Genomic DNA, 12,656 nt, shown 5'->3' with positions numbered 1-12,656 from the left:
TCCTCCCCGCCGACACGGGCACAGCTCCACCGGACCGGCCTGCGTACTGTCCCGGCTCGTCCACCGTAGGGCGGCCCGCACGGACCTGCGAGGTACTGCCAGTACCTGGAAGAGCAGTGACTCCCACCCGCACGGCCGCAGGCGTTTCCCTGGAGAGGACCGAGGACGGGGACGCGGCAACCGCGCGTACCGCCCCCGGTTCCATCGATCTGGAGGAGCGCCGTGGGCGCAGCACTGATGTATCAACCCGGTGACGTCCGCGTCTCTGGCATGACCGACCCGGTCCTCACCGTGGCCGAGGGGGATCTGGTCGTCGCTCCGTGTCGCCGACGCGTACCGGGCCATGGACGCGCACGAGGCTCTCGAGGTGCTGGTGCGGCCGTGAACAGGCACCGTGTGAACAGGCACCGTGTGATCGGCACGACGGGGGCCTCGACCCGCGTGGACTGCGATCCGCCCGTTTCCCGGGCACGCGCGACGACCGACGCCGGGGTGATCGGGGTGGTGACAGCATGACCGCCACCGCACATCGTGGACGGGTCTCCTCGGTGCCGCAGGCGGGCAGGGCGCCGGTCCGCACGACCGTGATCCTCACGATCATCTGCGTCAGCTACTTCATGGTCGTCCTCGACAACTCGATCGTGTTCACCGGGCTGCCGCAGATCCGCTCCGCCATGGGTTTCTCCGAGACCGGTCTGTCCTGGATCACCAACGCCTACGTCCTCGTGTTCGGCGGGCTGCTCCTGCTGGGGGCGCGGGCCGGTGACATGTTCGGCCACCGCAGGATGTTCGTGCTGTCCTTGGTCGTCTTCTCCGTCACCTCGCTGCTGGTGGGGGCCGCGCAGGCCCAGTGGTGGCTGATCGCCGCCCGAGCGCTCCAGGGCGTCGGCGCCGCCGTCCTGGCGCCGTCCGCGCTGTCCCTGCTCACGCGCAGCTTCGCCGAGGGCCGGGCCCGCGACCGGGCGATGGCCGCCTACAGCGCGGTGGCCGGACTCGGTGCCGCCCTCGGGCTGGTCATCGGTGGGCTCGCCGCGGACCTGGTGTCGTGGCGGGCCGGGTTCTTCCTCAACGTGCCGGTCGGAGCCGTCATGATGGTGATGGCGCTGCGGTTCCTGCCGGAGACGGAGCGCCGGGGCGGTCGTTTCGACGTGGCCGGGGCTGTGCTGGCAACAACGGGTTCCACCGGACTGGTTCTCGGCATCGTGACCGCCGCCGACCTCGGCTGGAGCGCTCCGGCCACCGTGCTCCCCCTGGGCGCGGGCGCGGTGATGCTGGGCCTGTTCGTGACGGTGGAGCGGCGTGCCGCTCAGCCGATCGTGCCGCTGCGGCTGTTCAGCAGCCGGGAGCGCTCCGGCGCCTACCTCACCCGGATGCTCTACATGGGCGCGATGATGGGGTTCTTCTTCTTCACCGCCCAGTACGTGCAGAGCGTGTACCACTGGACGCCTCTGCAAGCCGGTCTGGCGTTCCTGCCGATGACGCTGGTCAACTTCGCTCTCGCCGTCCAGGTGCCCCGGCTCCTCGAACGGGCGGCCAGGCCACTGGTGCTGCTGTCGGGAGTCGTGCTCACCGCGGCCGGGATGGCGTGGCTGAGCCGGCTGGGCCCGCACACGCCGTACCTGACGGGTGTGGCATCGCCGATGGTGCTCATCGGCGCCGGTCAGGGGCTGACCCTGGCGCCCCTGACCTCCAGCGGGGTCGACGGGGTCGCTCCCGCCGACGCGGGGGCAGGTTCGGGGCTGGTCAACACCGTGCACCAGATCGGCAGCGCGCTGGCCCTGAGCGTCCTGACCGCCGTGGCGGCCACCGTCTCCACCGGGCACTCGGCGTCCGACATCGCGGCTCGCTCGGGCGCGGCCCTGACGGGCTCCGCCGTGCTGCTCGCCCTCGCCGTCGCGACCGTGTCGATCCTCATCGTGCCCACTCGCTCATCCCGCAAGGAAAGGCCCCTGTGATGCAGACCCTCACCCTCAACAACGGCGTCGAGATGCCCGCTCTGGGACTGGGTGTCTTCCAGACCCCGCCGGCCGAGACCATCGCCGCCGTCACCGCCGCCCTCGACCTCGGCTACCGGCACATCGACACCGCCGCCGCGTACGGCAACGAGCGCGAGGTCGGGCAGGCACTGCGCGATTCCGGCGTGCCCCGCGACGAGCTCTTCGTCGAGACGAAGATCTGGATCAGCGACTACGGCTACGACGAGACCCTGCACGGCTTCGACAAGAGCGCGGCCAAGCTCGGCCTGGACCGGATCGATCTGCTCATCCTGCACCAGGCCCTGCCGTCCGACTTCGGCAGGACCCTCGCCGCCTACCGCGCGCTGGAGAAGCTCCTGGCCGACGGCAAGGTCAGGGCCATCGGCGTCAGCAACTTCATGGTCGAGCACCTGACCGGCCTGCTCGACGCGACGACCGTCGTCCCGGCCGTCAACCAGCTGGAGATCCACCCCTACTTCCAGCAGCGCGCCGTCCTCGACTTCGACGACGCGCACGGCATCCTCAACCAGGCGTGGTCCCCCATCGGCGGCATCACCTTCTACCCGGGATACGGCGAGGACCGCCGGAGCGTCCTTCAGGACCCGGCCGTGACCAGGATCGCCGAGGCGCACGGCAAGAGCCCGGCGCAGGTCCTGCTGCGCTGGGGACTTCAGCACGGCCGCTCGGTCATCCCCAAGTCCACGAAGCGGCACCGCATCGCCGAGAACCTCGACGTCTTCGACTTCGCCCTCACTCCGGACGAGCTGAAGACCCTCGACGCCCTGGAGGCCGGCCGTCGCGGCGGCCCCGAGCCGGAGAACGTCACCCTGGCGAGCTACGGGCGCGCCATCCCGGAAGCCTGACACCCACCCCTTCGGGCTCTCCTCGGTCCCCCGTCCACGGAAGGCGAGAACCATGAGCACCACCTGGAACGACTCCGACCTGAAGAGCATCGGCGCGGCGGAGGAACTCGATCTGGAAAGCGAACGCGACGACGGCACCCTGCGCGCCCCGGTGACCATGTGGGTCGTACAGGCCGACGGCCGGCTCTACGTCCGGTCGGTCAAGGGCGTCGACGGCCCGTGGTACCGAGGCACCCGCTCCCGGCACCAGGGGCGCGTGGCGGCCGGCGGCATCCGGGCCGATGTCAGCTTCCACGACGCCGAACCCGGCGAGTACGCCGCCGTCGACGCCGCCTACCGGGACAAGTACGGCCGCTACACCGGCATCGTCGAACACGTTCTGACCGAGCGGGCCCGTGCCTCCACTCTGCGGCTCGAACCCCGCTGATCCTTCTGCCCCAGCATCCGCACCCATCCCCTCTCCAAGGAGCACCACCGTGCGAGCCACCCTGATGTACGCCGCCGAGGACGTCCGCGTCGAGGACGTGAGCGACCCGAAGATCCAGCGGCCCACCGACGCGGTCGTACGGATCGTGCTGTCCTGCGTGTGCGGCAGCGACCTGTGGCCCTACAAGTCGCTGCCGCACACGGACAACCCACGCCACATGGGCCACGAGTTCCTCGGTGTCGTCGAGGAGACCGGCGCCGATGTACGGACCGTCAAGCGCGGGGACGTGGTCGTCGCGCCGTTCGTCTGGGCCGACAACACCTGCGTGTACTGCCGTGAGGGCCTTCAGACGTCGTGTCCGCACGGCGGGCAGTGGGGGGTGAACGGTGTCGACGGCGGCCAGGGTCAGGCGGCCCGCGTACCGCTGGCCGACGGCACGCTGGTGAAGCTGCCCGTCGCCGAGGACTCGGAGCTGCTCCCGGACCTCCTCACCCTCTCCGACGTGCTGTGCACCGGCTACCACGCGGCCCGGACCGCGGGCGTGCGCCCCGGCGACTCCGTCACCGTCATCGGGGACGGCGCGGTCGGGCTGTCCGCGGTGATCTCCGCCAGGCTGCTCGGCGCCGAGCGGATCATCCTGATGGGCCGCCATCGGTCCCGCACCGACCTCGGCCGCGACTTCGGCGCCACGGACGTGGTCGACGCGCGGGGCGAGGAGGGCGTCGCCCGGGTGCGCGAGCTGACCGGCGGCGAGGGCACCCGCAAGGTCCTGGAGTGCGTCGGCCTCAAGGACGCGCTCGTGCAGGGCTTCGGTGTGGTCCGCGCCGGTGGCACCGTCAGCCGTGTCGGGGCCCCGCAGTTCACCGACGTGCCGTTCGGCTTCGCGGACTTCCTGCGGAACATCACCCTCACCGGCGGTGTCGCACCCGCCCGCGCCTACATCGAGGAGCTCATGCCGTACATCCTCGACGGCTCCATCCGGCCGGGACGCGTCTTCGACCGCACCGTCGCGCTGGAGGACATCGCCGAGGGCTACCGCGCCATGAACGACCGCGAGGCGCTCAAGACGCTGGTACGCCCCTGACCGTGCCTGCCGCCGGGACCGGTCAGCCGACGGACTCCGTCGCTGGTGCCTCGCCGCGGGACGGTGAGGCCGCGGGCCGGGGCAGCGGGACGCGCTGAGCGAGCTTGTCGCCCTCGACGTCCAGGTCGGGGAGCAGGCGGTTCAGCCAGGTGGGGATCCACCAGGCGCTCTCCCGCGCGAGTGCCATGGTGGCCGGGATGAGGGTCATCCGGATGACGAAGGCGTCGATCAGGATGCCGGCGGCGAGTGCGAAGCCGGCCTGTTTGATCATGGGTTGGGCGTTGAAGACGAAGCCCGCGAAGACGGAGACCATGATGGTGGCCGCCGCGACGATGACCGAACTGGCGCGTCGGTAGCCGGTGACGGTGGCGTCCAGAGCGCTCTGCCCGTGGACGTGGGCCTCTCGCATGGAGGTGACCAGGAACATCTGGTAGTCCATGGCCAGCCCGTAGAGCACGCCGGTGATGATGATCGGCAGCAGGCTGACGACCGGGCCGGTGGCGTCGACACCGATCAGGCCCTGGAGCCAGCCCCATTGGAAGACGGCCGTGGTGAGGCCGAAGGCGGCGGAGACGCTCAGCAGGAATCCGAGGGTGGCCACCACGGGGATCAGCAACGAGCGGAACACGAGGAGCAGGACGATCAGGGAGAGACCGAGGACGACGGCGACGTAGAGGGGCAGGACGTCGGCGAGCCGGTCGGAGACGTCGATCGCGAGCGCGGTGAAACCGGTGATGCCGAGGGTGGCGCCGTGGGCCCGGCCGATCCGCGCGCTCTTGTCCCGTACCGCGGTGACGAGGTCCTTGGTCGCCTCGTCGTTCGGCCCGGTCGCGGGCACGAGACCGAGGACGGCGGTCGTGCCCTTCGCGTTCATCCCCGCCAGGGAGACCGAGGTGGCGCCCTTGGTGCTCCGCAGTTCGGAGGCCACGGCGGCGAGCGTCCGCGGGGTGAGGGCCCGTCCGTCGGCGGTGGAGTCGACGGCGACGAGGAGCGGTCCGTTGTAGCCGGGGCCGTAGGCCTCGCTGGTCAGCTCGTAGCTGCGGCGTTGGCCGGTGTCGGAGTTGTAACCGGCCCCGGAGGGCAGGCCCAGCTTCATGTCGGCGGCCGGGAGCGCCAGGACCGCCGGAAGCAGGATCGCGGCCGTGAGGGCGGCGTACTTGTGGCGGACCAGGCGCCTTCCCCAGCGGGTGGCCCGTCCGTGCTCGGCGTCCGGCGTGCGCTCGTGCGTCTCGCGCCGGGTCCTGGCGGGGCGGATGCGTTCCCCGACCAGCCCCAGCAGGGCGGGCAGCAGGGTCAGGGCGAGCAGGACGGCGACCGCGATGGTGGCGGCTGCCACGACCGCCATGGTCGAGAGCAGGGCGATCCGGATGACCAGGAGTCCGGCGAGGGCGATGATCACGGTGCTGCCGGCGAAGAAGACGGCGCTCCCGGCGGTGCCGACGGCACGGGCGGTCGCCTCGCGGGCATCCAGTCCGTCGTCGAGGATCAGCCTCCGTTCCCGGTTGACGATGAACAGCGCGTAGTCGATGCCGACGGCCAGCCCCAGCATCAGGGCGAGTACGGCGGCGAGCGAGTGGATCTCGAACACGGTGGAGAGGGTGAACGCGCCGCCGACGCCCACGGTGACCCCGACCAGCGCGATGACCAGCGGCAGGCCCGCGGCCACCACCGATCCGAGAGTGATCAGCAGGACGAGGGCCGCGACGACGACGCCGGCGATCTCCCCCACCCCGACGATCTCGGGTATCTCCATCATCGACGCGGACGGCAGGACCTCCAGGCCGCCGCGGGCGGCGCGCTGTTCCGCGGCCTCGACGGTGCTGTCGACCGTCCCGGACGGAAGCTCGTAGGTCTGCTCGTCGAACTGGAACTGGAGGAGAGCCGTGGAGCCGTCGGCGGAGACGATCACGCCCGGGACGGGCTGTCCGCCGGACAGGAGCGGTACGGGTACGGGTCCCGAGGCCGGTGCGCCGACGGCCTTCGCCACCGCGGCCTGCGCCTGGAGCAGCGGGCTGTCCGTGCCCTTGGCGACCTCCTGGGCCAGGACCTCGCGGGTGTCGACGACGTGGTCGTGACGGTAGACGGCGTCGACCGCGGCCAGGAGCGCGGCATGGGCCTCGGGGGCGTCGATCCGTGTGCCGTCCGGCGCCTGGAAGAGCAGCATGCCCTGGCCGCCGGACGCCTCCGGCAGGGTCCGGGCCAGATCGTCGATGACCTGCTGGGACGGGGTGCCGTCGATGCGCACCTCGTTGCTGAGCCGTACGGGCTGGACGGTCAGGAGCGCCACCACCGACGCCACCACGGCCAGCCAGCCTCCGACGACGTACCAGGGTTTGCCGTAGGCGAACCTGCCCAGGCGGTACAGCAGAACGGACACAGAGCTCTCCCTGTCTCTCATGGCCGGGTCGGGTCGGACCAGGCCACGCAATGAAGTGAGAGAGTACTATCAAAGCGATAGTCGACTATCAATACGATAGGGTGCTACCACCGATGGGCACCTCCGTCGGCTTCGCCGCAGAGCAGGGACAAGGCACGGATGGCACCCACCAAGGACCGCACCCCCCGGCGCCGGGTCGACGCCCGCTCCAGCCGGGAGCGCATCACCGCCGCCGGACGCACCGTGCTGGGCAGGGGCGACGGATCACTGGACCAGATCGCGGCGGAGGCGGGCGTGGGCATCGCCACGCTCTACCGGCACTTCCCCAACCGGGAAGCCGTCGTCCGGGCCGTCCTCGACGACATCCTCGAAACCGACCTGCTGCCGCTGATCGAACGTGCGGCCGACGCCCCGGACAAACGCCAGGCGCTCCAGGACATCGCCACGCGGCTGCTCGACCTGATCGCCGAGGAGCGGGGTCTGGTCACCTTCGCCGGCAACTTCGCGGACGTGGCCGTGGACGTCCTCCAGCACTTCAGCGCCTCGCTCCACCCGCTCCTGGTGAGCGCCCAGGAGGCGGGTGAGGTCCGCTCGGACCTCACCGCCGAGGACATCCCGCACTTCCTGGTCATGGCGGTCGCCGGCCTCGCGCTCCCGAGCGCCGCCCCCTCGCTGCGCGCCCGCTTCGTCGCCCTGCTCTTCGACTCGCTCGACCCGGCGAGCGCGACGCCCCTGCCTCCGCTGCTCGCCGACGAGAAGGACCTGCGTGCCGCTGTCAGCGACGTCAGCGGGCCGCGAAGCGGCGACTGACGCACTCGGCCCGTACGCCTGCCAGGCGGCGCGGCGGCTACCGGTCCCCGGCGGAGGGCCGTCGCACCTCGAACTGGAAGCAGCCGTACTCCAGCGCCCTGACGTGCACGAGTGCCACGTCCGGGTCGCTGAAGGCGCTGTCGAAGGCCGCGTCGAAACCGGCTGTGGCGTCGGCCGGGATCTCCAGCAGGCGGCCACCCGCGATGCGCCCGCGCGCGTCGTAGCGGCGCACGGTACGCAGGGCGCCCGGCCGGTCGCAGGGATAGGTCGCGCCGGGCACGAACCCGCCGCAGTCGTCGGCATGGATGAAGACGGGCCCCTGTTCGTCGTACGCGCCCGGATCGACGCCGCTCGCGGCGGCCCAGCGGCGCAACGGGGCGTACGAGACAAGGGCGATGCGCTCACCGAGGGCGATGGGGCGCAAGCAGCAGCGCAGCGGGGAGCCCTCGTCGTCCTGGGTCGCGACGTACGGGGCGCAGGGACGGCCCGCGTCGTCGACGGCCCGCAGTTCCTTCAGGGCCGTCTCATCGACGGGGAGCACGGTGTAGTTGGTCATGTGTCCATGCTGGAGCGACACACGTGTGCGCGCTGGCAGTAAACGGACATCGCGCTGGCGCGTACGCTCCCGCGCCGGATCAGGTGAGGAGGCGTCCGCTGTGTGCGAGGCGCCGGGCCGCGGCGAGCAGCGCGTGGATCTGGGCGCCGACGTGGTCGATGTGCCGCACGGGCTTGCTGAACGGCAGCCGGACGTCCGTGTGGGATCGCGCCCGTTCCAGACGCAGCGTCAGTCCGTAGCGGTCGATGCCCACGGGCAGAGCACGGTGCACACCTCGGCCCGGGTGCGGGCGGACCAGACGCAGGAGCAGGGGGATCAGTTCGGGGTGGTCGTCCATGAGATGCGTCAGCATGCTCGCCTCGCTGGACGCGATCGGGTCGGGCTCGGCGTCCTCCAGTTCCTGGAGGGTGATGTACGCGCGGCCGTGCTGGTCCTCCAGGACGCACTGCCCGAACTCCATGCAGGTGCTGTCCGTGGAGCCCGGCTCGTACGGCGCGGCCAGCAGTCCGGTCACGGTGACTCGGGCGCGCAGCCGCTCCCGGACCGGGCTGGGCGCGACGTCGGTCAGCTCCAGCCGGACGGGCACCCTCCCGTCCGGCGGAGCACCGGGCCCCTCGAACGGGGCGTGCAGATGGACATGGCCCATGGCGCCCGAGCCGTCGAGGCGACGGATCTCGGTGCGGCGTCCGTCCGTCACCACGGTCATCGAGTGGGCGACGGTCAGGATCGAGCGGGCGCGCTCGGCGGCTGTCGGCGCGGAGGCACGCGGGGAGGTACGACGCATCCGGATCCCCCTGGAGGTCCATAGTTAGGGTTGCCTAACCTAACCTATGGCGCCACTCTCTGTCAGTCCCGAAGCCCCGCCCCTTCCCGCCGAGCCCTACGGCTGGGCCGGAGTGACGGTCAGCTCCAGCGCACCGGCGTAGGTGGCGCCCGGGGCGAGCACGGTGTCGACTCCGTCGACGCTGAAGGCGAGGCTCCGGCCGCGCGGGGCCTTCACCTGCGCGTCGGCGGCCACGACCAGCTTGGTCAGATGCGAGGTGCCGCTGACCGTCCAGACCGACTTGGCTCCCAGGTGGACGATCACGCCGTTGTTGACGGCCGGCTGGACGGTGTTGGTGACGTGGTTGATCTCCTGCCAGTCGTCCGCGGTGATGGTGGCCAGGGCGTGCCGCGTCCGCGACGAGGACAGGACGCCCTGGATCCGGCTGCGTTCGAAGGTGACGACGAGGTTCTTGCCGGTGCGCATGGCGTTGTAGAAGTCGCCCGTGAGCGAGATGTCGGTGAAGGCGGCCGTCGCGTCCGCGGTGTGCTCGGTGGTGGTGTCGAAGGAGCTGTCGCGCTCGGGGGCGTCGGTGGGGTCGCTGTAACTGCCTGTCATGGAACCGGGATCGTCCGTCTCCATGATCTGCACCAGCACGCCGTTGCCGGTGCTGAGCCGGGCGCCCCGCGATCCGTCCACGGTGATCGCGACCTGCTTGCCCTTGTCGAGGAACATGGTCTTCTCGGTGGTGAACCGTGTGTCGCCGCCGATGTCAACCGAACCGCCGTCGCCGCTGTGCCACATGACGCCGAAGCCGCGCGAGGTGAGCCGGCAGCCGCGGGGCTCGATCGCGGCCAACTCCCGTGCGGTGAGCCGCAGATCGCAGTCCTCGTCGAGCGCGGCCACGGCTCTGCGGGTGCTGTCGCCGAAGGTGACGGGACTGCCGGTGCTGATGGCGACGAACGTGGCCACGTCGAAGTGGGTGCCGAGGAACACGTTCCGCTGGCTCGTGCCGTCGGCGTAGGTGCCGTAGCCGGAGGCGCCTGTGACGGCGACGGTGGAATTGACGGCGTTCAGGCGGGAGTTGCGGACGGAGTCGGTGGACATCGCGCCCCACTCCTCGGAGGAGACCGTGGAGTTGATGTACGTGGCGGTCGTGTTCGCGCCGAGGACGTTCGTGGCGCGGACGTTGCCCGACAGGCCCAGCATCCACGGCACGGTCATCATGTTCGCGCCGAAGCCGGGCTCGTAGTCGTCGGGCAGGACGCCTTCGCGGGTGCGGATGCGGGAGTTCTTCACGATGACGTCGGCACCGTCATGGGCGATGACACCGGTCCGCACCGACCCCCGGTTGTCGACGTCCGCGTCCTCCACGACCAGCCGGGTCCCCGCTCCGGAGCCGGTGAGGGCGGCTCCGTCGCAGGCGAAGTCCAGACGGCCGTTGCCGTCGAAGCGGACCTTGGGGGAGGCGAGGCGGTAGGAGGCGCCGCCCGCGACGAAGAAGCCGTTGAACGCCTCACCGGTGGAACGGACGGTGACGTTCCTCGCGGAGTCGTCCGTGAGCCGTCCGCCGCGCACGGCCGACAGCACCGAGTTCTCGCTCACGACGCCGTCCGCCCCCACGTAGACCGCCTGGCGCAGGTGGAAGGCGGCGCCCGCGAAGGACTCCAGGTGGTCGACGGCCGGGGTGAGGACGACATCGCCGCGGTAGACGCCGGCGGCGATGACGGTCGCGAAGCCGTAGGTGCCGTCCAACCGGGAGCCCGTCTCCACGCCGTTCACCGTCAGGGACAGCGAGCAGCCCTCGGCGACCGTCAGCGTGGCCCCGTCCTCGACCACGAGTTCGTCGAGCCGGGTGATCCGGCCGATCTCCCAGGTCTCGCCGGAGGCGACCGTCCTGCGACGGGTCGACGAGGTCGCCGCGCGGGCCGTGGCCGGGGCGAGCACTCCGGGAGCGGCAGCGAGACCTCCGACGACGAGCAGGGCGCGGACCCTCCCGCGCATGCTCACTTCAGGCCCCTCCAGGGGCGGATCGACAACAACGGCTGCGGGCACAACGGCCGTGCCGGTGGTACGGGTGCCGCGGGCGGTCTGTCGGAACATGGGGAACTCCTCGACGAGTTGTCTGCCGTCGCCCCGGCACGCGGGCACGACGGCGAGCGGTGCGTGTCCCCGGCAGGGGGATGCGCACCGTGCCGCCGTCGACAGCGGGTCGGGGTCGTCGAGCACTGTCCGTGAGACCCGCACACGGGTCAACGGCCCTGGCGAAGCTGTGCACCGAGGTCCGTGATGACAACCATCGGCACGCTCGGTGCCCCCAGCTCGCACGCCAGACAGGGAGGCGAGGCAGAGAGGGAGGCCTGAGGCCCCGGACGGCGTACACCCCGGTCGTGGCGGACGGCGGCGTGAGCGAGGGTGGCACTGGCCGAGTCCGTCACCACCGGGCGGCACCGCGGCGGACATCCCGGAGGCCCTGAAGCACATCGGCACCACCGCCGTCGTCGTCGCATCGTGACCGGAGGGGCACCGTGTCGCACCCCAGCACGCTCGTCCTGATCATGGCCGCGGCCGTGCTCGCCCCGCTCCTGGTGGAGGGGGTGGCGCGGTGGGTCCGGATTCCTCTGGTCATCTTCGAGATCGCGCTGGGCATCGTGATGGGCCCGGACGTCCTCGGCTGGGCCCGTACCGATCAGGTCATCGACACGCTGTCCGACCTGGGGCTCGCCATGCTGATCTTCCTGGCCGGGTACGAGATCGAGTTCGCGGCCGTCCGCGGCACGGTTCTGCGCCGCGCGACCGGGGCGTGGCTGATCTCGCTGGTCCTCGGGATCGGGATCGCCTTCTGGCTCGGTGGCGGGGACACGTACCAGGCGTTCGTCATCGGCACCGCTCTGACCAGCACGGCCCTGGGCACGGTCCTGCCGATCCTGCGCGACGGCGGGGACCTGCGCACGCCTTTCGGCACGGTGATGTCGGTGTTCGGCGCGGTGGGCGAGTTCGGCCCGATCGTCGCCATGGCGCTGTTGCTCAGCGGTCGCAGACCCGGGGAGTCGGCGGCGCTGCTGATCGTCTTCGGGGCGATCACCGTCGCCGTGGTCCTGTGGGCGCTGCGCCCTCGTCCGCCCTGGTTCTCGCGGCTGGTGGACAAGACGGTGGACAGCAGCGGACAGTTCGCGGTGCGGTTCGTCATGCTGCTGCTCGCGGCCATGGTCGGTCTGGCCGAGGCGTTCGGCCTCGACATCCTCCTGGGCGCGTTCGCCGCCGGCATCCTGACCCGCCTCGTCCTCCAGGGTGCCTCCCCCACCAACAGCGCCCGGATCTTCGGCAAGGTCGAGGCCATGGGGTTCGGCTTCCTCGTCCCGCTGTTCTACGTCGTCACCGGCATCGAGTTCGACCTGCGCGCCCTGCTGGACGGCGGGCGGGCACTCGCCCTGCTGCCGGTGTTCCTGCTGCTGTTCCTGCTGGTACGAGGAGGGCCCGCGTACCTTCTGGCCCCGCTCGGCCTGCCCCGCGCGGACCGGTCGGCCCTGACGCTCTTCGCGTCGACCTGCCTTCCCCTGGTGGCGGCGATCACGGCCATCGGCGTCGAGCAGAAGGTGCTCGCCACGGACGAGGCGGCTGCCCTGGTGGGCGCGGCGATGCTCTCGGTGCTTCTCCTGCCCCTTGCGGCGATGCGGCTGCGTGCGCGGAGCGGCGGAAGCGGTCGGGTGTCCTCCGATTCGGTGGAGTCGGAGGCCTGGTGACCCGCGGGGGGAACCTCGGAGTTCTCCGCCAGGAACGGCGGCCCGCCCTCACCGGCC

Annotated in this window: 10 protein-coding genes; 6 read left to right on the top strand and 4 right to left on the bottom strand. The window is 71.3% G+C overall.

The window, feature by feature from the left end; translation table 11 throughout:
* Nucleotides 1-512: 512 nt before the first annotated feature.
* From ACIPSE_RS12115 to ACIPSE_RS12100, 4 genes are read left to right on the top strand one after another with little or no spacing between them, the layout of a single operon-like run.
* The gene (locus ACIPSE_RS12115; protein ID WP_401660940.1) at nt 513-1,955 is read left to right on the top strand and encodes an MFS transporter; all 1,443 of its coding nucleotides are present in this window, start codon (nt 513-515) and stop codon (nt 1,953-1,955) included.
* Nucleotides 1,955-2,839, top strand: a complete 885-nt coding sequence (locus ACIPSE_RS12110) for an aldo/keto reductase (protein WP_401660938.1) — start codon at nt 1,955-1,957, stop codon at nt 2,837-2,839. Before ACIPSE_RS12115 ends, ACIPSE_RS12110 begins: the two co-directional genes overlap by 1 nt.
* A 52-nt stretch (nt 2,840-2,891) precedes the next feature.
* Entirely contained in the window at nt 2,892-3,266 is a 375-nt protein-coding gene (locus ACIPSE_RS12105) for a DUF2255 family protein (protein ID WP_401660936.1), read from the top strand.
* Between the two features lie 49 nt (nt 3,267-3,315).
* Complete coding sequence (locus ACIPSE_RS12100) at nt 3,316-4,350, top strand: zinc-dependent alcohol dehydrogenase family protein (protein ID WP_401660934.1); 1,035 nt, start codon at nt 3,316-3,318, stop codon at nt 4,348-4,350.
* Between the two features lie 22 nt (nt 4,351-4,372).
* Here the strand turns inward: ACIPSE_RS12100 and ACIPSE_RS12095 are convergent, their stop codons facing one another.
* Nucleotides 4,373-6,727 carry an MMPL family transporter gene (locus tag ACIPSE_RS12095; protein WP_401660932.1) on the bottom strand — a complete coding sequence of 785 codons (2,355 nt, stop codon included), beginning with the start codon at nt 6,725-6,727 and terminating at the stop codon, nt 4,373-4,375.
* A gap of 159 nt (nt 6,728-6,886) precedes the next feature.
* Here ACIPSE_RS12095 and ACIPSE_RS12090 point away from each other — a divergent pair, with 159 nt between their 5' ends.
* Nucleotides 6,887-7,537, top strand: a complete 651-nt coding sequence (locus tag ACIPSE_RS12090) for a TetR/AcrR family transcriptional regulator (protein WP_401660930.1) — start codon at nt 6,887-6,889, stop codon at nt 7,535-7,537.
* Nucleotides 7,538-7,574: 37 nt separating this feature from the next.
* Here the strand turns inward: ACIPSE_RS12090 and ACIPSE_RS12085 are convergent, their stop codons facing one another.
* The 3 genes from ACIPSE_RS12085 to ACIPSE_RS12075 form a co-directional block, all read right to left on the bottom strand.
* Complete coding sequence (locus tag ACIPSE_RS12085) at nt 7,575-8,093, bottom strand: DUF1203 domain-containing protein (RefSeq protein ID WP_401660928.1); 519 nt, start codon at nt 8,091-8,093, stop codon at nt 7,575-7,577.
* Between the two features lie 79 nt (nt 8,094-8,172).
* A complete protein-coding gene (locus ACIPSE_RS12080; RefSeq protein ID WP_401660926.1) occupies nt 8,173-8,877 on the bottom strand; it encodes a DUF2470 domain-containing protein in 705 nt (234 codons plus the stop codon).
* A gap of 96 nt (nt 8,878-8,973) precedes the next feature.
* Nucleotides 8,974-10,959 carry a hypothetical protein gene (locus ACIPSE_RS12075; protein ID WP_401660923.1) on the bottom strand — a complete coding sequence of 662 codons (1,986 nt, stop codon included), beginning with the start codon at nt 10,957-10,959 and terminating at the stop codon, nt 8,974-8,976.
* Between the two features lie 425 nt (nt 10,960-11,384).
* Between ACIPSE_RS12075 and ACIPSE_RS12070 the strand changes: the two genes are divergently transcribed.
* The gene (locus ACIPSE_RS12070; RefSeq protein ID WP_401660920.1) at nt 11,385-12,599 is read left to right on the top strand and encodes a cation:proton antiporter; all 1,215 of its coding nucleotides are present in this window, start codon (nt 11,385-11,387) and stop codon (nt 12,597-12,599) included.
* The last annotated feature ends 57 nt before the right edge of the window (nt 12,600-12,656 follow it).

The sequence above is a fragment of the Streptomyces sp. NPDC090106 genome (assembly GCF_044747265.1).
Lineage (GTDB): Bacteria > Actinomycetota > Actinomycetes > Streptomycetales > Streptomycetaceae > Streptomyces.
Note: the sequence above shows the minus strand (reverse complement) of the source record. Positions and strands in the feature narration are given on the sequence as shown.

What these genes read in the sequence shown, in the direction of transcription:
- ACIPSE_RS12085 (WP_401660928.1), bottom strand. Translation starts at nt 8,093, where the DNA reads ATGACCAACTACACCGTGCTCCCCGTCGATGAGACGGCCCTGAAGGAA.
- ACIPSE_RS12075 (WP_401660923.1), bottom strand. Translation starts at nt 10,959, where the DNA reads ATGTTCCGACAGACCGCCCGCGGCACCCGTACCACCGGCACGGCCGTT.
- ACIPSE_RS12110 (WP_401660938.1), top strand. Translation starts at nt 1,955, where the DNA reads ATGCAGACCCTCACCCTCAACAACGGCGTCGAGATGCCCGCTCTGGGA.
- ACIPSE_RS12105 (WP_401660936.1), top strand. Translation starts at nt 2,892, where the DNA reads ATGAGCACCACCTGGAACGACTCCGACCTGAAGAGCATCGGCGCGGCG.
- ACIPSE_RS12115 (WP_401660940.1), top strand. Translation starts at nt 513, where the DNA reads ATGACCGCCACCGCACATCGTGGACGGGTCTCCTCGGTGCCGCAGGCG.
- ACIPSE_RS12080 (WP_401660926.1), bottom strand. Translation starts at nt 8,877, where the DNA reads ATGCGTCGTACCTCCCCGCGTGCCTCCGCGCCGACAGCCGCCGAGCGC.
- ACIPSE_RS12090 (WP_401660930.1), top strand. Translation starts at nt 6,887, where the DNA reads ATGGCACCCACCAAGGACCGCACCCCCCGGCGCCGGGTCGACGCCCGC.